The organism is Candidatus Neptunochlamydia sp. REUL1, from assembly GCF_963457595.1.
Classification (GTDB): Bacteria; Chlamydiota; Chlamydiia; order Chlamydiales; family Simkaniaceae; genus Neptunichlamydia.
Map to the genome: position 1 here is coordinate 1279974 of NZ_OY735137.1, position 24182 is coordinate 1304155.

General features: G+C 42.6%; 22 protein-coding genes and 2 pseudogenes. 10 read left to right on the plus strand and 14 right to left on the minus strand.

What is annotated here, in order from left to right:
* Positions 1-71 precede the first annotated feature (71 nt).
* The 4 genes from R2I63_RS06860 to R2I63_RS06875 are packed head-to-tail and all read left to right on the plus strand — an operon-like array spanning position 72 to position 2803.
* Positions 72-359, plus strand: a complete 288-nt coding sequence (locus R2I63_RS06860) for a hypothetical protein (RefSeq protein ID WP_316356106.1) — start codon at positions 72-74, stop codon at positions 357-359.
* A gap of 3 nt (positions 360-362) precedes the next feature.
* Positions 363-827 (plus strand): mechanosensitive ion channel domain-containing protein, encoded by a 465-nt coding sequence (locus tag R2I63_RS06865; protein ID WP_316359779.1) that lies wholly within the window; start codon positions 363-365, stop codon positions 825-827.
* Between the two features lie 50 nt (positions 828-877).
* Positions 878-1897, plus strand: a complete 1020-nt coding sequence (locus R2I63_RS06870) for an Lpg1974 family pore-forming outer membrane protein (RefSeq protein ID WP_316356108.1) — start codon at positions 878-880, stop codon at positions 1895-1897.
* Positions 1898-2803, plus strand: a complete 906-nt coding sequence (locus R2I63_RS06875) for a dipeptidase (RefSeq protein ID WP_316356110.1) — start codon at positions 1898-1900, stop codon at positions 2801-2803.
* Here the strand turns inward: R2I63_RS06875 and R2I63_RS06880 are convergent.
* From R2I63_RS06880 to tsaB, 5 genes are all read right to left on the minus strand, one after another.
* A complete protein-coding gene (locus R2I63_RS06880; protein ID WP_316356112.1) occupies positions 2782-3576 on the minus strand; it encodes an alpha/beta fold hydrolase in 795 nt (264 codons plus the stop codon). The genes R2I63_RS06875 and R2I63_RS06880 overlap by 22 nt on opposite strands.
* A complete protein-coding gene (locus tag R2I63_RS06885; RefSeq protein WP_316356115.1) occupies positions 3557-4351 on the minus strand; it encodes an alpha/beta fold hydrolase in 795 nt (264 codons plus the stop codon). The genes R2I63_RS06880 and R2I63_RS06885 overlap by 20 nt, the downstream gene beginning before the upstream one ends.
* A gap of 464 nt (positions 4352-4815) precedes the next feature.
* The gene (gene dnaJ, locus R2I63_RS06890; protein ID WP_316356117.1) at positions 4816-5982 is read right to left on the minus strand and encodes a molecular chaperone DnaJ; all 1167 of its coding nucleotides are present in this window, start codon (positions 5980-5982) and stop codon (positions 4816-4818) included.
* Positions 5983-6023: 41 nt separating this feature from the next.
* On the minus strand, positions 6024-6209 hold the full coding sequence (gene rpsU / locus R2I63_RS06895; RefSeq protein ID WP_316356119.1) for a 30S ribosomal protein S21: 186 nt from the start codon (positions 6207-6209) through the stop codon (positions 6024-6026).
* A 107-nt stretch (positions 6210-6316) separates the two neighbouring features.
* Complete coding sequence (gene tsaB / locus R2I63_RS06900) at positions 6317-6877, minus strand: tRNA (adenosine(37)-N6)-threonylcarbamoyltransferase complex dimerization subunit type 1 TsaB (protein ID WP_316356121.1); 561 nt, start codon at positions 6875-6877, stop codon at positions 6317-6319.
* Positions 6878-7038: 161 nt separating this feature from the next.
* Between tsaB and lon the strand changes: the two genes are divergently transcribed.
* The 4 genes from lon to R2I63_RS06920 are packed head-to-tail and all read left to right on the plus strand — an operon-like array spanning position 7039 to position 11970.
* Positions 7039-9498 carry an endopeptidase La gene (gene lon / locus R2I63_RS06905; protein ID WP_445083682.1) on the plus strand — a complete coding sequence of 820 codons (2460 nt, stop codon included), beginning with the start codon at positions 7039-7041 and terminating at the stop codon, positions 9496-9498.
* Entirely contained in the window at positions 9498-9983 is a 486-nt protein-coding gene (locus tag R2I63_RS06910) for an adenylyltransferase/cytidyltransferase family protein (RefSeq protein WP_316356125.1), read from the plus strand. Before lon ends, R2I63_RS06910 begins: the two co-directional genes overlap by 1 nt.
* Positions 9974-11056 carry a rhomboid family intramembrane serine protease gene (locus R2I63_RS06915; protein WP_316356127.1) on the plus strand — a complete coding sequence of 361 codons (1083 nt, stop codon included), beginning with the start codon at positions 9974-9976 and terminating at the stop codon, positions 11054-11056. The genes R2I63_RS06910 and R2I63_RS06915 overlap by 10 nt, the downstream gene beginning before the upstream one ends.
* A complete protein-coding gene (locus R2I63_RS06920) occupies positions 11053-11970 on the plus strand; it encodes a ribonuclease Z (protein WP_316356131.1) in 918 nt (305 codons plus the stop codon). Before R2I63_RS06915 ends, R2I63_RS06920 begins: the two co-directional genes overlap by 4 nt.
* On the opposite strand, the gene R2I63_RS06925 is transcribed toward R2I63_RS06920, so the two are convergent.
* The 3 genes from R2I63_RS06925 to R2I63_RS06935 all read right to left on the minus strand — a co-directional run bounded on the left by R2I63_RS06925 (position 11953) and on the right by R2I63_RS06935 (position 14918).
* Positions 11953-12384, minus strand: coding sequence for a hypothetical protein (locus R2I63_RS06925; RefSeq protein ID WP_316356133.1), 432 nt, complete (start codon positions 12382-12384; stop codon positions 11953-11955). The two genes, R2I63_RS06920 and R2I63_RS06925, sit on opposite strands and share 18 nt — an antisense overlap.
* 74 nt (positions 12385-12458) lie before the next feature.
* Positions 12459-13166, minus strand: coding sequence for a TrmH family RNA methyltransferase (locus R2I63_RS06930; protein WP_316356136.1), 708 nt, complete (start codon positions 13164-13166; stop codon positions 12459-12461).
* A gap of 171 nt (positions 13167-13337) precedes the next feature.
* A complete protein-coding gene (locus R2I63_RS06935) occupies positions 13338-14918 on the minus strand; it encodes an ABC-F family ATP-binding cassette domain-containing protein (RefSeq protein ID WP_316356138.1) in 1581 nt (526 codons plus the stop codon).
* A gap of 361 nt (positions 14919-15279) precedes the next feature.
* Between R2I63_RS06935 and R2I63_RS06940 the strand changes: the two genes are divergently transcribed.
* Complete coding sequence (locus R2I63_RS06940) at positions 15280-15894, plus strand: hypothetical protein (protein WP_316356140.1); 615 nt, start codon at positions 15280-15282, stop codon at positions 15892-15894.
* Positions 15895-15901: 7 nt separating this feature from the next.
* The gene (xerA, locus tag R2I63_RS06945) at positions 15902-16798 is read left to right on the plus strand and encodes a site-specific tyrosine recombinase/integron integrase (RefSeq protein WP_445083683.1); all 897 of its coding nucleotides are present in this window, start codon (positions 15902-15904) and stop codon (positions 16796-16798) included.
* Positions 16799-17190: 392 nt separating this feature from the next.
* Here the strand turns inward: xerA and R2I63_RS06950 are convergent.
* From R2I63_RS06950 to R2I63_RS06975, 6 genes and pseudogenes are all read right to left on the minus strand, one after another.
* A pseudogene (locus R2I63_RS06950) lies at positions 17191-17424 on the minus strand (IS256 family transposase); the annotation flags it as partial.
* Between the two features lie 39 nt (positions 17425-17463).
* Positions 17464-18128, minus strand: a pseudogene (locus R2I63_RS06955) (IS5 family transposase).
* A 98-nt stretch (positions 18129-18226) separates the two neighbouring features.
* Positions 18227-19243, minus strand: coding sequence for a hypothetical protein (locus R2I63_RS06960; RefSeq protein ID WP_316356143.1), 1017 nt, complete (start codon positions 19241-19243; stop codon positions 18227-18229).
* A complete protein-coding gene (locus R2I63_RS06965) occupies positions 19240-20505 on the minus strand; it encodes a hypothetical protein (RefSeq protein WP_316356146.1) in 1266 nt (421 codons plus the stop codon). The genes R2I63_RS06960 and R2I63_RS06965 overlap by 4 nt, the downstream gene beginning before the upstream one ends.
* Positions 20506-20535: 30 nt before the next feature.
* Positions 20536-20892, minus strand: coding sequence for a hypothetical protein (locus R2I63_RS06970; protein WP_316356148.1), 357 nt, complete (start codon positions 20890-20892; stop codon positions 20536-20538).
* A complete protein-coding gene (locus R2I63_RS06975; RefSeq protein WP_316356150.1) occupies positions 20889-24098 on the minus strand; it encodes a hypothetical protein in 3210 nt (1069 codons plus the stop codon). Before R2I63_RS06975 ends, R2I63_RS06970 begins: the two co-directional genes overlap by 4 nt.
* Positions 24099-24182: the final 84 nt, after the last annotated feature.

A 24182-nucleotide genomic window follows, 5' to 3' on the forward strand; every position in this document is an offset into this window, starting at 1 on the left:
TTTATATTGAAAATTTCAGAGAAAATCAACATGCTTGCATGATATGAAACTTATAACAGTAGAATAGTGCCGTGGATGAAACTCTATTTACAATTCAAGAAACGCCCATTACTCTTATAAACATCGCCACCTTTGTGGGGATTGTGATCCTTTCTTTTCTAATTGCTAAGGGGATAGAGAGGGGAACTCGTATGAGCAAGAAGCTTAGTGGGTCTGCTCTGTATGGGCTGGGACGTCTTTCTTACTATGCCGTCTTTTTGATTGGATTCTACATTTCCTTGACAACAATAGGGATTGATCTAACAGGAGTTGCGGTTGTTGTGGGTTCGCTCAGTGTGGGAATTGGGTTTGGATTGTAGACGATATTCAATAATTTTGTCGCGGGGATCATTGTTTTGCTGGAGAAAAGAGTTCATCCAGGTGATTTCATAGAGCTCCAGACAGGAGATAGCGGGATAGTTGTCGAAATCAATGTCAGAACGACAGTGATTGAAACTTTAGAGTGTCAAAGAATTGTGATTCCTAATACCGAAATGATCGCAAAAAAGCTAACTATCGGTGGGGAATTCCACCGTATTACCCTCCCTTTTTCTGCAAGTCGAGATGTTAAGAAGGAGAAAGTTCGCAAGCTTGCAATAGAGGCAATAGAAAGCTGTTTTAAAGTTGATAAAAGCCATCCGATTGAAGTGTGGCTTGCTAAGTTGTCAGATACAATAGCCCAATATGAACTGGTTCTTTGGGTTTCCAAAAAACAAACAAGCGCCGAATATCTTTGGGCACTTGAAAGCCATTTTTCTAAGGAAAGCATAAAATTATCCTTTGCATAAATTAAAACTTTCGCTTAAGATCGACGTGTTTGTAACCAAGGATATCAACGATGAAACACAAATGGATTTTGGCTTTCTTTCTAGGTGTTATGGGATGCGCTTTTGCACATCCACACGAAGAACAACCAATACTATATTATTCTGATGATTGTGATATTAAAATTACTCCTGGCGCGGGTCCCGCGATCCGTGGAGACTGGAACTTTTTTCTAACCGCTGACTTCATCTATTGGACCGTGAGACAAGATGGAATGTCCTACGCTGTTTCAGGCGCTGGAGCAGGAGCTTCTGGTAGTGTTCATGATGTTGACTGGAGCTGGGATCCTGGTTTCAAAGTTGCTGCTGGGTTCAACCTTCCCCATGATCAGTGGGATATTATTGCTGAGTATACTTGGATCCATAGCGATGCAAGTAACACTACAAGTCAAGATGATGTACCATCTACCATGATTCCTTACTGGATGGTCAATCGATCAACAGACTTTTTAACACGTGCTCATGCGAACTGGGATGTTCACTATAACAACGTAACGCTTGATCTAGGTCGTAATGCGTACTTGAGTCAGTACATGAAGCTTCGTCTTTTCGCGGGACTTCATGCAGCATGGATCGATCAAGACTACAACATTGAGTATACATTAGCGGCTGGGAATAAAAGTCACCGCCTTGACCTTGACCAAGACTTTTGGGGAATTGGTCTGCGTGCTGGATTAAACAATGCTTTTCAGTTAACAAAGAATTTCGGTTTTTATGCGGACCTTGCTCTTTCCATTCTTTGGGGACAGTTTGACGTAGATCGAAAAGAACATGTGACAGTCAACAATGTAAAAACAAGTGTGCTTGATACTGGTGCAAAACCACATACTGCAGAACCTGTTGCAAACATTGGCGCTGGGTTCAGGTACGACGTTTGGTTTAGCCAAGACCGTTTTCATTTCATGCTTCAGGCAGGTTGGGAACATGTTCTTTGGATTCTTCATAACGAAGTGATCAAAAACATTAGCGAGCCTGATCATTCTGGAGACCTTTATCTCCAGGGGGTCACAATCAAAGCGCGATTCGATTTCTAAATGTCGATTCCCGTTGTTGATCTTCATTGCGACTTGCTAGCCTATCTCAATGGTGATAGAGACAAGCATAGTCCCGAAGATGAAGCCTCAAGATGTTCACTCCCCCTTTTAAAAAAAGGGGGAGTTTCTTTTCAGGCTCTTGCACTATTTTCCGAAACAGGAAAACAGCCCCGCAAAGAGTTCGAGGGTCAGTTAGAGTGTTATCATAAAATTAAGGCAATGAAGGGACCGCAGTTTGTGCCGGCTATTGAAAATGCTTCAGGGCTTTTAGAGGAAGGGGAATCCATTGACCTTTTGCCGCAGCGTTTTGATCAAGAAAAGTGGCTTTATGTTTCCATAACGTGGAAGGATGAGAATCGTTTTGGTGGGGGTGACATGACTCAGGTAGGCTTAAAAGAGGACGGAAGAAGGCTTCTTGATTACATGGGTGGAAAGGGGGTTGCAATTGATCTCAGCCATAGCTCAGATACATTAGCAGAAGAGATTTTCAATTATCTTCATAAAAAAGGATTGAAAATCCTTCCGATCGCTAGCCATTCGAATTTCCGGGAAGTGAAAATGCATCCACGGAATCTTCCCGACTCCTTTGCAAAAGAAATCATTCGGATGGGGGGCGTCATAGGGATTAACTTTGTCCGCCATTTTGTAGGAAATGAGCCTGATGATTTTGTGCGTCATATTGAGCATGGTCTTTCCCTTGGAGGGGAAGATGCACTGGCTCTTGGTGCCGATTTCTTTGGAGGGATATCTATTCCCGCAATTGAGCACTTGAAGCCCTTTTACCAAAGTCGTTATTCAAATAGTAGTTGTTATCCAGCATTTTACCAATTATTAGAAACAGCCTTTGGCCAGAAGCAGGCAGACAAAATCTTCTATAAAAACAGTCACATTTTAACAAACTTCTGAATAAGAGCTAGAACTTCCCCGTGTTTTTCTGCATGTACCATGTGCCCCATTCTTGAAAAGGAATGGAGGGTGGAATTTGCAAGATGCTCGTGAAGGAATTGTGCACAAGAGAAGGGAGTTGAAAGATCCTCTTCACCAGCAATGAGCAAGAACTTTGCTTCTAATTGCCTGATAAATTGTGAGGAGTCAAAAGTTTCAAGAGCACGCATTTGCCCAAGAAAACCTTCGATTGATTGTGGAAAGGGGTTTTTTGTCATTTCCTCTTTTTTAGCTGAGACTTTTTCAGGGCTTGCTACAAAGTCGCGGCTAAATAGCCAGGGGATTACGGTTTCAATGACTAAGTCAAGAGGGACTCCTGCTTGCAGAAGCTTCCCAGTTGTCATTATTTTTAAAAGAGAAGTGCGTGGAAGTTTCGAAAAGGGAGCAATTAGAACTCCTTTGTCGATGCGCTTTGGTGCGCGATGAGCGATTGTTTGAATGATTGCAGTTCCCATTGAAGAGCCTACCATGCTTGCCCTATCGAGCTTTAGGTGGTCCATAAGTGCAACGGTATCGTCAGCCATCGTATCTATTGAGTACGGAGATGCAGGCGCCGTTGTTTGTCCCGCTCCACGGTTGTCTAAAAGAATTAGCTGAAAATCATCTTGCAAAGGTTCAATAAACGATTGCCATGTCAGGTGATGAGTTGAAAATCCTGAAAGAAAAACAAGAGGTTTTCCTTTGCCATATGCTTCATAGTAAAGCTTGATTCCATTAACCGGTGCAAAAGGCATGAATTCCCTCCACGGTGATATCTTCCGCTTCTATATAGAGCATATGTCCGACTCCTGGAACGCCTTTAAGAACAGCATTCGGCAGTTGTTCTCTTAAAAGTTTTGCTTCATAAAAAGGAGTATAGAGATCTTCTTCACCTGCCAGAATCAATAAGGGGGTCTCGATTACAGCGAGTCGATCAGACATATCGCACTTTGAAAGAGCTTGAAGCTGCCCTATGTAACCCTCAGGAGATTGGGGATAGGGATTTTTAAGCAGGGTATCGATCGTCCTTACGACTCTTTTTGGATCGGACAAGTAATCGTTACTATAAATCCATGGAAGCATTGTTTCTAATGCTAGAGCGGGATCTACACCTGCTTGAAAAAGTTTTGCAACTGAATGTGCTTGCATGAGGGCCGTACTTGGCAAAACACTGAAAGAAGCGATTAGGACTCCCTTATGAATTCTTTCAGCGTGGCGGTGTCCAATCGATTGAATAATGAGAGATCCCATAGAAAACCCAGCCATATGAGCTTTTTGAATTCTTAAAGAGTCCATGAGTCCAATCACATCGTCAGCAAGTACCTCGATCGTATAAGGAGAAGGTGAACTTTCTGTTCTTCCTGCGCCCCGGTTATCGAAAACAATTACCTCAAAAGACGGGGAAAGCTTTGGAATAAACTTCCTCCACATTTCCAAGTGGTTTGTGAAACCGCAAATCAAGATAAGAGGATCGCCACTTCCATGACGCTCATAATAAAACTTAATTTCATTAACAATAATATTCGGCACGATCTTTCTGCGTAATCTTTGCTTAGGAGTGAGGTTATCAGATATAAAAAAAATGTGATAGACAAAAAGATGGTGGCATGTTACACGAATAGGTAAGTTAAGAAAAAGTGGTTAGCTTGCTCTTTACAAACAAACTTCCCCCTTCTTTTTCCAGACTGCAAAGTCTGGTCCCCGGCCGCTGTGTAACCCATAGCGGCCATTTTCTTTTTGCTTTTGCTTTCCCGGGTAGTGTTGCAAAGAATACCGAATCCTTCCAATCAGAAGCTTTTCACATTGAAAATACCTTCTTCTTGCATAGAGGAAAAGGCTGGAGGATAAGACGCATGCTTATCTACATTAATCACTCGCTGTTCTCCTGCTTTTGCTAACTTTTTGCAACACTACCGTTGAGGTGCAGGCAAGTTTTCTTCAACGGTGGTTATGATGCGTTTTCTTGGTGATTTTTAGGAGTTTGGCTAGAGGGGTTAAAAAAAAATCTTCATCTTTTCAAGGAACGAGTTGCGTTCCGGTGAATTCAATCCTTTTTCAGTTTCTTGAAACTGCTCGAGCATCGTTTTTTGCTTAGACGATAAGTTGACAGGTGTTTCCACATGGACGTGGATGAGAAGGTCGCCTTTTCCATGTCCGTGGACATTCTTCATTCCTTCCCCTTTAACGCGGAGGATTTTCCCCGTCTGAGTTCCTGAAGGAATCGTCAGTCGCACAGGTTTTTTGGAGAGAAGACGTGGAAGATCTTTCTTACACCCAAGAGCTGCCTCGGTTAGGCTGACTGGAAGTGTAAGAGTGACATCATCTCCATCACGTGCAAAAATGTCATGAGGCTTCACCTTGATATAGACATACAGGTCTCCAGGAGGACCTCCTCCTTCACCAGCATCTCCGTAACCAGTCATCTTCAGGCGCATACCGTCGTCGATTCCAGCAGGGATTGGCACTTTCACCCGTTGTTTTTTCTTTACTTTTCCAGCGCCATGACATTCGGAACAGGAAGCAGTGATCATCTTTCCTGATCCATGGCAATGAGGACAAGAACTGGACATGCTGAAAAATCCACGAGATTGGTGAAGCTGTCCCGATCCATGGCATGTCGTGCATGTCTTGATATCTTGAGGAGAGCGTGCACCGTTTCCGTTGCAGCTGCTACACTCTATATTTGTAGTGACAGCGAGTTCTTTTTCGATTCCCTTAGCGGCATCTTCAAAACTGATGGAAAGTTGAGCTTTTTTGCTCACGCCTTGACGGGCATACTCTTGTCCCTCCCCGAACTCTTGACCAAAGAAGGAGTCAAAGATTGCATCTCCACCGCCAGGGCCTCGACCGCCGCCGCCGAAGGCACCCATAAAGGTGTGGAGGGCTTCTTCCATCGAAGAAAAACCAGCTGCGCCACCGTTGCCGCCCATTCCACCAGCCCCTTTGAGGGCATCGGAACCGTACTGGTCGTACATCTGCCGTTTCTTTTCATCGCTTAGGACTTCGTAAGATTCGGAGACTTCCTTGAATTTCTTTTCGGCTTCAGGGTTGTCGGCGTTTTTATCAGGATGATACTTAAGCGCGAGCTTGCGATAAGCTTTCTTGATTTCTTCTTGAGTGGCTCCGCGAGGGAGACCTAAAACTTCATAATAATCCGTCATACGCGCTTGAGTATACAGCTAGCAGTTGAAAAACTCAAGTGCTAACGTCCTTTTTTCATTTTGTACTTTAGAGCTGCCTTAGATTTCGCTCGTTTTCTGACTGAAGGTTTATCATAAAAGCGGTGCGCTTTTGCGGCTTTCATAATTCCTTCTTTATCGAGCTTTTTCTTGAGTGCTCGTAGGGCTTTGTCGATTGACTCGCCAGTACGAACCTTAACATTCGGCATAAAAAGATCACATCCTAGTGCTTTAAAAAATTTCTTTATAGTTTTCTACTTAGAGCTAACAAATCCTTGAATTCGAGCTATCCCAATTATTCTATACCATAAACTTCTTATTGTTCAACCCCTAAGAGGATTTTTGGTTTTTTTTCAGGTTCAAGCTCTAGAAGGTAAGAAACAATGATTTCAGTATGATTTGATAGGGGAGTCTTGTGAAACTTTTCTATAAGGTACTGCTTTAGGATAGGAACATTGAGAGTGGAAGAGACAGAACCTTCGGTTACAAGCCTCGGAGAGTCAAATACTATCGATCCTCCGGTTTTTTTCCCAGTTAAGGCGTAGAATCCTCGAGACTTGGCGTCACCATATAGGGTGAATGGGCCGTCTTCACACGGGGTGAAGATCTTAAGGCTACAGAAGGGGAGGAGAGAAATCCCTTTTGAAAAGGATAGAGCTTTAGCTGCCATGACTCCAATACGGGTTCCGGTAAAAGCTCCAGGGCCGGTCCCAATAGCAATGAAGTCAATAACGGTGTTCTCTAGAAGTTTTTCGATTACAAGGAGGAGTGTTTGTGATTGTTTTAGGGGAGGAAGATGTTCAATGATTAATTTATCCCCCCTTGATAGGGCAACAAAGCTTTGAGGGCTACTGGTGTCGATAATCAGAAAGTTCATATGGACATAATAACACGGGTTGTGTTTATTTCAAATAGGGCATTATACAGAAATTAGCAGCTTATTTGCATATTTTTTACGTGAGTGTTACACTGTCCAGGAATAATTTAGTTTGAAGGGGTTACCTTTTGGTTAATGAACACGATGATTCACAGGATGAGATGTCTAAAGATGAGGATTTCGATCTTGCAGAATCTCTCTTAGACAGTGATTTAGAGAAAATTATTGGAACGAGCAAGAAACCTCAGGATGAACCTGATCTCCCTGACGAGCTTTTTGTTCTCCCCTTGACGAGGCGCCCCTTCTTTCCTGGGATGGCGGCTCCGCTTGTCATTGAGCCGGGACCCTTTTATGAGGTACTCAAACTTGTCGCTAAGTCTTCCCACAAAATGCTAGCCCTTTTTCTGACTAAAGAGGAGGAGGAAAACATCTATGACATGGGGTTTGATAATCTGTGTGAAGTGGGGGTGATGGCAACGATCCTCCGTATTGTTCCTCTTGAGCAAGGGGGCGCACAAGTTGTCCTTAATATGGAGAAGCGCATCAAGGTCAAAAAGCAGGTCGTCAAGTCTAAATATCTCCGCGCTAAGATCCACTACCATGATGACGCAATCACCCAGCAGCAATCAAAGATTATTAAAGCTTATTCGATTAGTATCATTACCACGATCAAAGAACTTTTGAAACTCAATCCTCTCTTCAAAGAGGAGCTCCAGATTTTCCTTGGCCATTCTGACTTTACCGAGCCGGGAAAGCTTGCTGATTTTGCGGTTGCTCTGACCACAGCAGGACGAGAAGAGCTTCAAGATATTCTTCAAACTTTTGATGTTCAAGAAAGGATCGATAAGACGCTTGTTTTATTGAAGAAAGAGCTTGACCTCAGCAAATTACAGAGCAGTATCAATCAGAAGATTGAAGCCACTATCTCCAAAACACAGAGAGAATTCTTTTTACGTGAGCAGCTCAAAACGATTAAGAAAGAGCTTGGTCTTGAGAAAGACGATAAAACATGTGATATTGAGAAGTTTCAAGAACGCCTTAAGGATAAAACTGTTCCTGAAGACATTCAAAAAATCATCGATGAGGAGATTGATAAGCTCAGTGTTCTGGAAGTGCAATCTGCCGAGTATGCTGTTTCGCGTAACTACCTCGACTGGCTTACCATTGTCCCATGGGGAGTTTTCAGCAAAGAGAACCATAATCTTGGGAAAGCTGAAAAAATTCTTGAAGATGATCACTATGGGCTCAAGGACATCAAAGAACGTATCATGGAATTTATTGGGGTCGGTAAACTGACTTCAGGTGTAAAGGGAAGTATTATCTGTCTTGTTGGCCCTCCAGGGGTGGGTAAAACAAGTATTGGAAAGAGTGTCGCCCGGGCTCTTAACCGTGAATTCTATCGCTTTTCCGTTGGAGGAATGCGGGATGAAGCTGAGATTAAGGGGCATCGCCGCACTTATATCGGAGCGATGCCTGGAAAAATGATTCAAGCTCTAAAGTCATCTCAAAAGATGAATCCAGTCATTATGCTGGATGAAGTAGATAAAATGGGAATGAGTTATCAAGGTGATCCAGCCTCTGCACTTTTAGAGGTACTTGATCCTGAGCAAAATAAAGACTTTTTGGATCACTACCTTGATGTTCGGACAGATCTATCTAATGTCTTATTTATTGTGACAGCAAACGTTTTGGATACAATCCCTGGTCCTCTTAAGGATCGGATGGACATCCTCCGTTTATCAGGGTATATCCAAGAAGAAAAACTTCAAATTGCCAAAAAATACCTTGTTCCACGCAATCGAAAAAAGTCAGGGCTTAAAGCAAGTCAGGTAAAATTTACAACTGGTGCGATCAAAGGGACCATTGAAGGATATGCGCGCGAGGCAGGAGTTCGAGGTCTCGAGAATAACATTAAGAAAATCCTTCGGAAAGTAGCTGTGGAAATTGTTCGGTCCGAGGAGAGTAAGAAGCATCGGAAGGTTAAGTCAGTGACGATTTCTGAGAAAAATCTCGAAAAGTATTTAGGGAAGCCGATTTTCACGACCGATCGCTACTACGATAAGACTCCGATCGGAGTGTGTACGGGTCTTGCATGGACAGCGATGGGAGGAGCTACTCTCTACGTAGAGGCAGCAAAAGTGTCTGCTGAAAAAACTCAGATGAAACTAACTGGCCAGGTTGGAGACGTGATGAAGGAGTCTGCACAGATTGCTTGGAGCTATGCGAGCAGTGAGCTTGAGCGGTATGCTCCTAAACAGACGTTTTTTGAGAATCAAGAAGTTCATATCCATATTCCTGAAGGAGCCACCCCAAAAGATGGACCTTCCGCAGGGGTGACAATGGTGACAGCAATCCTTTCTCTTCTTATGAATACCTCTGTTGCAAAAGACCTTGGAATGACGGGGGAATTGACGCTCACAGGAAAGGTTCTTCCAATTGGTGGACTCAAGGAAAAGCTTATTGCTGCAAAAAGATCCAAACTCAAAACCCTTATCTTTCCAAAAGAGAATAAACGGGATTACGATGAGCTTCCCGATTACTTGAAGAAAGGAATAAAGGTTCACTTTGTCAATACCTATGATGAAGTTTTTAAAGTGGCGTTTCCACGGAGAAAAGCGTAATGTCTCCTTGGAAAGAAGAGAAATATATTTCTCCTGAAGCACTAAAAGAAAAAGTTTTGCAGTTGCGCCAAAAAGGAAAAACGATTGCAACGCTCAATGGTTCCTTTGACCTTCTCCATGCTGGCCATTTGAAAATGATTCATGAAGCATCTGAGCAAGCCAATGTTCTTTTAATGGCACTGAATTCTGATAGCTCGATTCAAAAGTATAAGAGCCCTCTCCGGCCGATCGTTCCCCTGGAAAATCGTTTAGAGATGGTCGCTGCTCTTCAGTTTGTTGATTACGTCACTTACTTTAATGAAACCGATCCGATTACGTTTCTTGAAATGGTTAAGCCCGATGTTCATGTCAATGGAGCGGAGTATGGAGGTGAGTGTATTGAAGCCAACGTGGTGAAAAAACATGGGGGAAGGATTCACATTGTGCAGCTTGTTCCAGGACTTTCAACCTCTAACCTCATTAAGAAAATTAAAACATGCGTTTAATCGGAACACTTCAAGGGGAAAAAGAAGCTTATAAATTTCACTCCTTCTTAATTCAAGAAGAGATTGAATGCAGCTATAATCCGGCCTCTTCAGGAGAAAATCTTTATGAGTTTTGGGTAGCTCATGAAGATCAAATTTATACAGCGATTCATTGGCTTGAAGAGTTTTGCAAAAACCCTAACGATCCCCGATTTGAAACCAAGGCTCATCCTATAGATACTGAGGGTGTGGCAAAAGACTTTGATGAAAAAGAACCGATTCAAATGAAAGCAATTCGGATGCGCAATCGGATGCGTCCTAAGATGCCACTGACCCGATTCATTGTTCTTCTCTGTGCTCTCCTCTATATTTGGAATGGGTATCAAATGGCAGCTATTGCTAAAACCGATAAAAAGCCCGAAGAAGATACACTTACCCCCCTTATGATAGACCTTTCCTACGATATGCCGACTGCAGAAAACCGAAAAGAGATCAGTCGCGATCTTTTTGCAGAAGATAGAATTGGAAGTCCTGCTGTTTGGGATGGGATTTATGGTGTTGTATTGGGGTGGCCTGCATCTAAAGGTGAGCTCGATGCTCCGATGTTCGAGCAGATTAAGCATGGACAACTTTGGCGCTTTTTTACACCTGTACTGCTTCATGGGAGTTTTCTCCATATCCTCTTCAATATGCTTTGGCTCTGGATGCTCGGGCGGCAGGTTGAGGAACGGACGAAAAAGTGGCAATATATCGCGCTCACATTGATTATTGGAATTGTTTCGAACACATTGCAGTATTTGATGAGCGGTCCGCTTTTTATTGGGTATTCAGGAATTGTGTGCGGTCTTGCGGGATTCATTTGGATGCGGCAGCGCCATGCCCCTTGGGAAGGGTATCCCTTGCAAAAGGGGACGCTTGTTTTCTTGGGTGTATTTATTGTTGCAATGATGGGGCTTCAGCTCGCCTCTTTTTTTCTTATCCGCTTCCAGGTTGCTGAATTTTCGATGAATATTGCCAATACAGCTCACATCAGCGGAGCTCTAACTGGCATAGTGCTTGGGAAAATCCCCGTGTTTTCTAAGGAGAGGGTATGAGCGTCCGAGACCTGACTATTTTAGGGTGTTCCTCGCAACAACCAACCAGGTTACGCAACCATGGTGCCTACTTACTTAGATGGAATCAGGAAGGGCTGTTGTTTGATCCCGGCGAAGGAACTCAAAGACAATTTATCTTTGCTGATATCGCGCCCCCAACAGTTACACGTATCTTTGTGAGTCATTTTCATGGAGATCATTGTTTAGGGCTCGGTTCCATGCTCATGAGACTCAATCTTGACCGGATCAATCACCCAATTCATTGCTACTATCCTGCGAGTGGAAAGGTTTACTTCGATCGATTACGCTATGGCACAATCTATCACGATCATATTCAAGTGATTGAACATCCAGTTTCTGAAGAAGGAATTGTTCATCAAGATGAAAACTTTACTATCGAGGCTAAATTTCTAAACCACGGCGTTGATAACTTGGGGTGGCGTATTCAAGAAGCCGACACCACCAAATTTGATAAAGAAAAACTTGCAGCCTGTGGCGTTAAAGGAACGCTTGTTCGAGAGCTTCAGGAGAAAAAACAGGTCACTGTTGACGGAAAAATGGTTAAGCTTGAAGACCTCAGTTGGGTTCGAAAAGGAGACATTTTTTCTTGCGTAATTGATACAAAGCACTGCCAAAATGCGATAGATCTTGCCAAAGGAGCAAAACTTTTGCTTTGCGAAAGCACCTATCTAGAAGAACACCGAGCCTTGGCGGAAGATCACAATCATCTGACTGCAAAACAAGCGGCATTCATTGCGAAAAAAGCTGGAGTGCAAAAGCTGATTCTTACACATTTTTCTGCTCGCTACCGAGACCTACTCCCTTTTGTAGAAGAAGCAAGCGAAGTTTTTCCTAATGTTGATACTGCAGATGATTTCAAGAGATTTGAATTTCTTCTAAGCGATATGACGTAGTGCGTCATCTAAATCGTCTGTGAGAAGCTCTAGCTCCGTGAGGAAACTCTTTGTTGATGCGGGGTGGTTTACGTACTCACGCATGATGAAAGAAAGATCGCAGTCGTCGCCTTTCCCAGGTTCGAAAGTTTCGACCGCTTTCAAGATGGTAACGTGCTTATGATGTTTGATCGCGATAGATTGGACAAAGATGTTTTGGATAATCAATCCAATTTCTTCAATTTCCTCGTCCTCGGCTTTCTGTGCTTGAATAGAGGTTGCATAAAGCCGATTAACATCTTCGGCAATCTTTTCCAAAAACTCTTGTTTTGTTGAAAGTCTTCCATTTTTATGAAGTTCATTGACATTTGTGGTGAATATTTCGAGTTCATTTCGAAAGTTCATCGCAACTGATTTCTTGTCTTCTTTATTCATTACTACACCTCGTTAATCACATCATAATAACGAAGAGGCCTTTTTGCAACAGTGAAAAGCCCATTGCAAAAAAATTAATGCATTCTTAATGAGTTCTTAACCTGAATATTTGCGGCAGCAATTGCAAAGGCTGCAGCAACATTGAGGGAATTCTTGGAACCGGTGAGAGGAATCTCGACAACGTGATCTGCTGCTTGAAGAGTAGACTCCTTTAATCCTCTTTCTTCATTCCCTAGAAGAAGAGTAAAAGACTCAGGAAACTCGAAGTCAAATATCGAGGAGACGGTTTCCATTGTTTCAAGGGCTATCAGGGGGCCTGGGCAGGAATCAATCTCACCTTGCTTGCACGGGACACTAGAGGCTGTTCCCATAGATGTCTTGATAACCTTGGGGTGATATTGATTGGGGGTGTTTTCTGAAAAAATGATCGTTCCAAGTCGGAGAGCTTCGGTTGTGCGCAGGATGTTTCCAACATTAAAGGCGGAGCGAAGGTCCTCGAGGTAGATATGGACGGGGCCATAGGGAGTCTCTGATAAAGTATCAAACCGCTTGGTAAGAAGATTGTGCTCTTGAAGTTCGATTGAGCCTTCTCTCATATGGAGGTGAAAGCGATCTGTTATTTCATCAATTGTTGAGATAGGAGGAAGCTTAAGCCACGCTTCCATTTGTCGATAATGACCATCAAGGGGAAGGGATTTTTCATACAAAACACGTAAATGCTCACCTGCATTTTTATGACGGCATCTGTAGGAAAGGGCATTAAATTTTTTAAACGTAAACATAGGGAGTGGAGTATATCAGATCGTACTTTCAAGTGGGGAAAAGAATCTTTGGACAAGGCTGAATCAAACCTACTACTATCCTAATGAAACAGCGTTTGATTCGAAAGTGGGAGGATGGTCAAGAGATTCGATCAACCTTCAAGGAATTACGGCAGGTATCGGGGTGGAATTCTAGGTCTTTGCAGTGAGGAACTCATCGAGCGTTCCGTCAAAGACTTCGATCCCATCCTCATTGAGAGAAATGATCTTGGTTGCGGCTTCGTTGATAAGATTGCGGTCATGGGATGCGGTGACACAAGTTCCTTTGAATTCGGCAAGTCCCCACCCTAGAGCTGAGACCGCTTCGAGATCAAGGTGATTGTTTGGTTCATCAAGAATGAGAGTGTTATAGGGGTTGAGTAGTAGTGCGGCAAAGATTAGACGGCATGTTTCTCCCCCAGAAAGCTTAGAGATTTCTTTGAAAGCATCATCCCCCCCAAAAAGCATCTTCCCCATGACGCCACGAATTTCCTGATCATAGGCGTTTGATTTGTAGCGCTTTAGCCAGTCAAAAGCTTGAATTTTTTCACTTTTATCGATGAAGTCTTCGTGGTTTTGTGGGAAATAGCCGAGCTCGAGCTGATGACCTCTCTCGATTGTACCACTGTCAGGTTCTAGCTCTCCAGCAAGCATTTTTAGGAGAGTTGTTTTTCCAATTCCATTGGTTCCGATAACAGCAATTTTGTCGCCGCGCATGATTTCAATGCTAAAATCTTTGATTACATGATTGTCGCCGAAGCTTTTGCTAATTCCTTTGACCTTAAGGGCAATTTTCCCCGATGACTTTTCAGGAGGAGTAAAGCGTATGTAGGGGCGTTGGATATTTGACTTTTTCAGCTCTTGGGGTTGCAGGCGATGGATTTCTCTTACACGGGACTGTACTTGCGACGCGCGCGTTCCCGCTCCGAATCGAGATACAAAGTCTTTAAGTTGTGCAATCTTTTTCTCTTTTGATTTTGCTTCTGATTCTGCACGTTCGCGAACTGCAGTTTTGGCAACAAGCATCTCGTCGTAGTTGCCTGGATAAGTAATAATGGTGTCGTAGTCGATATCAGCAATATGCGTTGTGACGGCGTTTAAGAAATGGCGGTCATGACTTACAACAATCAGTGTTCCAGTATAGTTGTGAAGAAAGTTTTCTAACCATCCAATTGACTCAAGATCGAGGTGGTTTGTGGGCTCATCCAAAAGAAGGGCTTCAGGATCGCCAAACAAAGCTTGGCAAAGAAGAACGCGGAACTGCAGGTCACCCGGAAGCTCATGCATTTTCTTTTCATGGAACTCAATATCAATTCCCATCCCACAGAGTAGCATTTCAGCATCTGATTCGGCAGTATATCCGTCTTCATTAGCAATCACCTCTTCGAGGTCACCTAGACGCATTCCAATTTCATCGGTCATTTCCTTTTCATAGAGCATATCCCGCTCAACTAAAGCTTCCCAGAGCCGTTCATTTCCAATAATGACAGCATCAAGGGCTCGGTTGTCCTTGAACTCTTCAATATTTTGTCTTAAAAACCCGACCTTTTTAGGAAGTGAAACGGAGCCTGACGTGGCGTCTACAGTTCCCATCATGATTTTGAGGAGAGTCGATTTTCCAGCTCCATTCGGGCCTGTCAAACCGTAGCGGTTGCCCGGATTGAATGCTGCGCAAACATCGTCAAATAGGATCCGCGTCCCAATCTTTTTTGAAATTTTGTCTAATACGATCATAATGGCATTATCGTAGCAAAAAACTTTAGAAGACTCAAGAGAGAAAATTCCATGCGTGAATTTTTGAAAAACAGGTGCAAAGAAACTTTTTACTCTAAGATGTTCATATCCAGATGTTAAGTGCATTCGAACGAGAGGGGAGTCCTTATAACTGAGGGAGCGATCTAAAACTTGCTATTTTCCCCGTTGGCTTGCCAAGGGGGACAGGAAATGCCGATTTGAGTTACTCTTTTGTGAAGGATGGACATCCTGTCACAAGACGTTCCCTGCAAGCGGGAGGCTTTAGTGCTGGCAGGGGAATTGGAGTTACATTTTAAACCAAGCTGAAGACATGATAAAACCTATAAAATCACTTTTATTTTTGACAATCATTCCTGCCGTTTCTGCATTTTGTTCGGTTATTTGGAATACGCCTGTTACGGTAGATTTTCAGTTAGATAGTTTAGAAACCCCTAATGTTGCAATCAATGACGCGGATCAAATCATTGCGATATGGAATTTTGAGGGGAGTAATGAAGACCATGTGAGTCATGCAACATGGCAGGGGCAGACATGGACCTCCTCATTTGCGTTGGCAAATCAAAGTAATTCCCAATGGTTCTCAATGGTTCACGTTGATGCTCAAGGAAGGGGCGTTGCTTTAGTCCCCGACGGGAGTAACCCCGTTTATCAGGCGACTTATGATGGAACGGCAGGGGATCCCGAGGCTCCTCTACAAGTGAGTATGAATAACAGCGAGCTAGGTGAGTTAGCTTGGGGGACACATGAAGTGCCTGCGGTTGATTGGAACCGAGCTATTCAAAAAACCGTCGTAGGACACCAACTTTTGAAAGATGGTGTTTTGATTGCAAATCTTTCTGGCTCCGCAAGTTCGTATATTGGTCGAGGAAGAGTAAAGGGACAACGAGTAGTTTATACCCTCGTAGCTTCAAATGGCGATGGGTTCACTACGAGTTCAACAATCACTGTCAACTAAATACGTGATGAAAATTAGCCAAGAAATACAGGCCTTTGTTCACCATTTGGAAGCCGTGAGAAATGCATCGGTGCACACCCTACGAAACTATCGTTTGGATTTGAAAGCTTTTGAGAGCTTTGCAAAAGATCAAGCCGTTGATAAGAAATTGATCCGCTCCTACCTTGCCCACCTACAGATGAAAGGGGTTTCAAAACGGACTGTTTTGCGCCACCTTTCTTCTCTTCGCTCAATGTTTAAGTATCTTCTTCAAGAGAAAAAGATTAAGGAGAATCCTGCAGCTGATATCGGTAGTCCAAAGCTTGATAAGCCTATTCCAAAAGCTCTTTCTTACACGGAAGTGGAAGAGTTTTTTTGTCAGCCCAATACCGAACAACTTTTGGGATTAAGGGACCGCTCAATTATGGAGCTTTTCTATAGCTCGGGTCTTCGCATCAGTGAACTTGCGAGTATTAATCGCGGAGATGTTGATTTTCACTCCCGTTCTCTTCGGGTTAAAGGAAAAGGGAAAAAGGAGAGGATTGTTCCTATTACTCAAAATGTCATCGAGTGGATCCAAAGGTATCTCGACGATTCGCGCCGCTATGAGGAGGGGAAGCCTCACTTTCAGAAAGATCCAGATGCAATTTTCCTCAATAAGTGGGGAAAGCGTCTGACGACGCGGTCAATAGACCGCCTCTTTAAGATATATCTCCAAAAAAGCGGATTAGCGGGACATATCACCCCTCATACCATTCGCCATACGATTGCCACTCATTGGCTCGAAAATGGGATGGATCTCAAAACTATTCAGGTCCTTTTGGGTCATGCCTCTCTGGGAACGACCACAATCTATACCAGTGTTTCTACTAAGCTCAAAAGAGAAGTCTATGAGCATTCTCATCCACGTGCTAAGAAGGGGTGATTCTCTAAAAATTACATAATCAAAATGTTAGAAAATAGATAAAATTAATTATATTATAATTGCACGTATATGGGACTGTTAATAAATTAAATTTTTAGATAGCCTATTCCTATTTGAATTGTAAAGGAGGATATCCAATGAATAAATGATTATATCCCATTTCGAAATAGGATTTCAAAGAACATATCTATCCTTGTTTATACTAATTAAAAATTATTAACAATACTTTTTTTTATAAAGCATCTTTCTTTTTAACAAAGAGGAAGATATGGCATTAAGACCTAATATTGCTGAGCAATTGAAAGAACACAGCTTTACAAAGTTATTTCAAGAGGAGATATTGTAAAATGTTGTGTCTGAGCGTCTAAGCATACCCTTGATCTTCTTCATTTTTAAGCCACTTTCTTTAGTTCTTCTCCGTTCTTGAATTCGACTCCATTCATAACCTTTGGAATCATCTGACTGCCCCAAAGCTTTCTCCAGTGGGATTCTGCTGACATTGAGAGCTTAAACACTATTGATAAAGTCGCTATTCTGGAGCCGCATCCCTTTGTTTGTCTCGACCGGTGCCTAATTATTGCAAAGGTTGATTCTATGGGGTTTGTGGTCCTGATGTGTTGCCAATGGGGGTATATAGCTAAAAATTTTTATTTTAGATAGTGTCGTCATGAGATAGAAGCCCAAAGAGCGATACAACGAATTTGCACTGCAGCTATGAATGAAGCTGTGTTTTTGGCATATCGAGTAGCTATTCCACGCCATCATTTTAGGTGGAGAAAAGCATTTTCTACAAGGTGTCGAAGCTTATATAGTTCTTTATCGGCGAGCAAATGCTCTGCTGAAATACCTTGGATCAAGAAACTTGCTTGAGTGCTGTCATGAGTGGTACCTTGCGTAACAACAATTCGGACTGGCATACCATGCGCATCCACGGCCAAGTGTATTTTTGTGTTAAGCCCCCTTTTGCCCGACTCATGTCTTGATTACCGCCTTTAGCTCCCGATGCATGAGGGTGCACCTTAATATGGCTCGCATCTATCATGAGCCATTCATAGTCAGGATCTTCCACTAAACATTCAAGCAACGCTTCCCAAATTCTAGCATCCCGCCAACGACAGAAGCGACGGTGAGTGTTTTTCCAATCTCCATAATCAGGTGGTAAGTCTCTCCAAGGAGAGCCTGTTCGAAGAATCCAGAAAACAGCGTTAATGAACAGACGGTTATCTTTTGCTACGGCGCCCCAACCCCCTTTTCGACCTGGCAGGTGAGGAGCTAACAATTCCCAGACTTTATCTGAAATATCGTGGCGACGATGCGATGCTTTTCCCATAGAAACTTCCTTTGTTGCATTGGTATAAGACAGCAAAGTATATCAAATTCAAAATTTCTTGACGACACTATCTAGAACGCAAATATGGAGGTCGATTTTTAGGGTTTTGTAATTACTTCATATACGAGCTTAGCATAGTCTCGAATCTCTTGCCACTGCTTACATTCGATAAGCTCACCATCGTTGATTCCATATCCTGGGTCATTGGGTCTATTAGGGTCCTTTTTGAAGTCTTCGATCATTTCAGAGAGCTTCTTGAGCACCTTGCATTGCTTATTTGTCACTTCAAGCTTGTTATCTTCAGCACCATGTATGACTGTTATTACATCACACAGATACCTAGAGCACGTTTTCATGCAGTTTTCTTCATCGTATAGGGGGAATTCTTTTCTGACCCAAAAGCGCTCTTGATACTCTTGTTTGGATATCGTCCATACCTCTAAGTACACGTTGATCAAGAAATGCTCAAGACTCGTTTCTGGAATATCCTGACGGCTTTTGAATTGCTCAATAAGAAAACTTGGGTAGATCTTTTTTTCTTCTGCATGAATTTCTTCATCTGTGGCGTCTCTTTTCTTTATCTCTGGGCGTTTAGCTCTTGGGGGGCGAGACTTTTCCCATGCATCGAGGTCGTCTCCTGTGATCTCCTCATATACAAGCTTGGCGTATGCTTGTATCTTATGCCATTTTGGATCAGCAATAATTGCAGAGTCATTTAGACCGTATCCTGGGTCGTCTGGTACAGTCGGATCTCCATCAAAATCATCTACCATCGTGTATAGTCTCTGTAGCATTTCGCGTTGCTTAGCAGTCATAGAAACTCTTCCAGCATCATTCGCCAGAAGAACAGCTTCTCCATCGGACAGAAAAGTCTCTAGGGTTTCCATATAGTTATCTCCCATCATAGGAGGCTCCTGCCTTACCCAGAATCGTTCTTGGTATTCTGCGTTGGAAATGACCCATATTGATATATACAACCCCATAAAATCTGTAATCTGCTTTCTTGGCTGATCATTTATTTCTGGGTGTTCATCCATTTCTAGCATTTTTCTTAATATGAACGGAGGATATATTTCTTTGATATAGTCTGGTGTTTTTGCTAGTTCTCGTTTCATTCCCAGCCCTTAAATTGATATTTTTCCAGGGGAATATGTGTCAAATGGTCTTCTGTTTTTGGTTTAACCCATCTTCCATCAATTGTAAGAACTTTATTATTCTTACACTGAACCACATAATGGGTCTGCTGTCTCATAGTACCATTCATCTGTTTACCCTCAATAATCGCAGTCACTGGATTCTCTTTGCGAAGACCTGGGCATATCCTGATTAAAATGTTTTCTTCGTATACAGTCCCAGGCTTTCTAAAAACAATACCTGCATTCTTCTTTGCAAATTCCGCTACATATTCAGTGGGAAAGAGCTTTGGATTCTCAAAAGTCTTGAACCCAGAATAATCAAGCACTCTGCGTATCTTCATCTCTGATAGACTGTCACTTGCAAACTCTTTTCTAACAACTTTGTATAGTTCTTTCTTATCGGAAACTACTCGCTTAAGAGCATCTATTTTAGGGCTTGCAACTTTCCACCACTCAAGCTCTGGGCCCTTGTTTACGTATGGTATATCGAAGGGTTTTATATATGTGAGTTTTCTTTTAGCAAGATTTAACGCAGTCTTATCACCAGTGAAACCAGATCTTAGCACATGATTTTCTAGTAACTGCATGCCTGCTTCATGCCTAGATATGGATAAGCTCAATGCTCTATCCTGCAGCGGACTAACAGTGCTCATAGATTTTAAAGCTCTAAATGCTTTCGGTATCGAACCTGCTGCACCACCAAGACCAAAACCAAAGGCCACCCCAGCTGCTTTATTGGTGTCATGAGCTTCTGCCATAACGAGGCCTACTACGCCGCCTTCACAAGCCATGCCCAGTACGCTAATGCCTTCTGCGACTCTTATGACCTTTCCAACACCTCCAAAAGAAATCATCTCACCAACGAACTCCCCAGCTCTTGCTCCGAAAGAATGAGGGTCCTTGATATGTACAAGCTTGTCATACTTTAATAGCGCGCTAGCCGAGAATCTTTTAAAGTGTTCTTTTGGACATTCAGCTCCGGACACGTCAGACATATCAGGAAGCATTAAGCTGCAGATGCCTCGGAGAATTTTAGCACCACCCTTTGGAATGCTTTTTGTGAAGTCGTTAACAGCAGCGCTTTTCACCGTCTTTAAAGCATCTATAGCAGACCTTGACTGGAGAGTTACATCCATTAATGCAAACTCCATAGATCCAGAAAAACCAGCCATTTGAATCTGTCTTTGAGGAGAATCTCCTCGAGGAAGATCTGCAGTTCGTTCTAGTATCCTGAGCTCCATTTGCTCTAGACGATTTCTGCATGGAAATGTTCATCCATAATACTTTTTACGCTGTTCTTCCATCTTACGTTCATACTCTGCAGTTTCTTCTGGAGTGGGGTTCCAGTTTTCTTGCTCTTCCATTCGCGCCTCATAAGCTGCTTGTTGTTCTGGCGTACGCTGGAGTTTAGCAAGATGGTTTTTAGCTTCCTCAAGCACTTCCATTGCTTCATCGTAAGGGAATTCCCAGTAACTGCTGCTCTCATTATTGAAAAATTCCGCTACAAAATAACCATGATCCTCATAAGAAATTACAACCCAGTTTTCATTTTTATAATAAATTTCAGCTACTGGGTCTTCTTTGTCTGGCATATCCGCAATGACAATTCTATAATCTTCTCTGCTCATTTTTTAGGCTCCAAAAATCCAATCATTTTTTTAGCGTCCTTTGTGAACCTCGCTCCACGGCCATCAGGAACAACAATGTCGATAGTTTCAAAATTCAATTTTCTTGGTTTTTCAAAATAAATATATTTATCAGGATGATTCAATATTTCATCGAGCACTTTTTGTCCCTGCATATTTACCTCATGTATATTACCACTTGGTTTTGGAAATACTGACCCTAACCTATCTGTTTTCTTCTGCAAGGCTCTTCCAGCCTGACTTAATCCACCCCGATCATGAAAAGTACCAGCCTGACTCATTTCTCCTATAGAGACTGCTTTAGTCTCACCCTTTTCAACCCATGTTACAAACTGATAATTATTACTTCTATTCACACCTTTTGCCGCTTGTATCGCCTTAGTCTCAACTTTTGCAATATTTCTCTTAAAGAATCCCTTAGGATATATCGGAAGCATTTCGCTCCAAGGATTTCCGATTCCACTGTGGTAAGCAGGATTCTGTAGTGCTTCAATAGCCCTTACTTGTTTCCCAAATCCGCGAGAATTCAAAAGTGCTCTATCTAATAACGGATTAGGCTTCAGAAGTTTGGTAGATTGTCTCATGAAAGCAAATGCTTCTTGACCTACCTTCATGCAGGGCTTGCATCCACCAAGCAAAGGAAGCGGCACAGCAATTTCTCCAACAAACATACTCATTTGAGCGTTGGGGGAACCTAGATCTAGGTTGACCTTCTTAGCAACCCAATTGTCGAGTCTATTCGAAACCTCCATCAATCCAAAGGTATGGGGTTTAGTCTTTAAGCTTGGCTGCTCAAAAGCTTGAATCGCAAATACAATGGTTTTTTTAGCGCCTATAAGCAAACAAATATCTGCATCTCTTTTAGCCCTGAGTGGGTTCTCTTTCCATTGTTGGACGTATCCTTTAACCCAAGTTTCTACATTTCTTTGAGTCTGCTCTGGAACAACTTTGCTGATAACGAAGGGAACAAAACCTGCCATTTGAAGTGGTCTATTATGCGCTGGTCTTATATCTACAGGATTACTCCTCCCAAGACTTCTAAGCTCCATTGGTGGCACTTGCACATTGTTTGCCAGACCTTGCCCCCAGTAAGCTTGATAGTTCAAGGGGGCTTTAGGGCTATTATCTACAACAGGCGTTTGGTATTGCATGTTTTTGTTGAAGAGTTGGCCTTGTTGCATCGCCTGAACATTCTTCCACTGTCCTGCATTAGGCTCCCTTATCTGTGGTCTATTCGGAGATGGAGGGGCTTGAGACAATTCTCTTGGCACATATCTATCTGAAGAGGTAGATGGATTCGTGGTATACAGCGGCATCTTAGTTGCAGATATTTCACCGCTTACTGCAACGTTTTCTTTTATCCAATTCCATGCTTTCCCTACTACTGTTTTGGGTTTCTTGGGCTTTTCAGGTTTAGATTCTGGAACTGGAATTCTCTCTATCCCTTGTAGACTATCTAGTGTCTTTTGGGCGTCATCTCTTTCTTCTATCGCCTTTGATAGATTCTCGTTTCCCTTGATGACTTTGCTCAATTCCTTAGTTGCAGAGTTGAATGCACCACAGGCTTTTTGATACTTTGCAAATTTCTCATTGAGGTATTTATTTGCTTCTGCAACACCAGCTTCTTTTTGTATGAGCTCATTTTGTGCTGCTTGGATCTTTAGAGCATGTTGCTTGCTGTCTTCTTGCTGCTGTAAGTCTGCCAGAGTTGGTTCTTGCTTGGGGTATTTTTCTTGTTCTTCTGGAGTAAGTTCTCCGCCAACTTTTGGTTTAGGAGCTTCCTTGAACTTTTGGTCAACGTACTGCTTAATGTAGTGACTTTGAACATCTCCATTGGATATCAATGCTCTTGCGATGCGTATGTCAAGCGGCGTTGTCTCATCTGTCTCAGGAAGCTGATTAACAGCCTCAGCTACGCTAAAACCTAGTACTTGGCAGACTAGCTTTTTCTTATCTTGCGTTAATGCGCCTTTGAGTACAGATCCACCAAGGTTTCTTAAGGCAGACTCTCCTTTTCCTGTCTTTTCTGCTCGAGTTGCTAGGTCAAGAAGATCAACACCAAGAGCCGTTCCTAGATCCCAGGAATTTCTTCCCATTGCGCTACCAAGACCAAAGCCTCCAAATAGCTTTAAGACTTGCACTGCCTGATCTTTTCCTTCAGGGTCGATTGTATTGCCAAAAGAGTTCATTGCCGTTTTTGCTGCTTGTCCAATTACTAAGCTTGGATCTCCCGTTATAAAGGATAATCCTCCAGAGATCAAGGCACTACATAGATCATCTTTTAGCTCGTTTCTATGTTTATTTGAGAGCTGATGATCTCGTATCTTTTGCTGCTCAGCGTAGTGCTTTGCTGCTGTCCAGAGTGCTATCGCTCGAGTGAGATCTTCCTTTGTGAGTCTTGGTCTTTCGATGCTTTCTTTAGAGGGGTATTGCTTGAGATAGATCTTAACCTCTTCAATGTCTTTCTTGAGCCACTCTGATACCAATAGGCTGCTGAATATCTCCGTCAGTGCTTTCATGCATTTGGGAAATAATCTAGGAAATATGGAAAACTCTCGCAAACAGGTATCGTGAGTATCTAGTTGAAATACATCTCCAATCTTTTGTCCTGCTTTATTCAGAGATTTTATAAGCTGCCCCTTCAGGCCATACTCTTCTTCAAGGATCTTCTTGAGCTCAAGAATCACTTCTTCTGTTGGTTGATGATAAGTACAGTGGATATCTGAAAAGTCTCCAGCATCTATGGTGTATTCGACTTTTTCACTCACGTCTGCATAGCCTCGAAAATGATCAGCTAACAAAATAGATGCTTCTTTAGCTAAGTTGTTAACACCACGTATCTCACGGAAGAAATCAACAAAAATCTTTTGAAAGCGCTCATCTTCCTGCTGCTTTCCCAAAACAAAGAAATAACTTTCTTGAATCTTCCTATTGATTGTTGTCTGCAGGGTTTTCATGTGCTGTGTATTGGCAGATAGTCTTTGCTCGGGATTTGGGTGCCAGGGATCTATAGAGTCAAATAGCTCTTGATACTTTGCTTCTGGAAGTCTTAGTGGTAAATGTCTTGCCGGAGGAGAGTTTTCTGGAGAACTAGATGCAGAACTATAACCGCATGAATGATCGCTAGAGGTAGAGCTTGCTGAGGGGCTGGAGGGAGGAGGGACTCTAAGATGTGTTAACTTCTGCATCGGCTCATGCTACTAGTTTGATCAAGATGCCATAAGAGCTTAATCGATAGCGGTTATCTAGTCAAAGATTTACAACCACATATC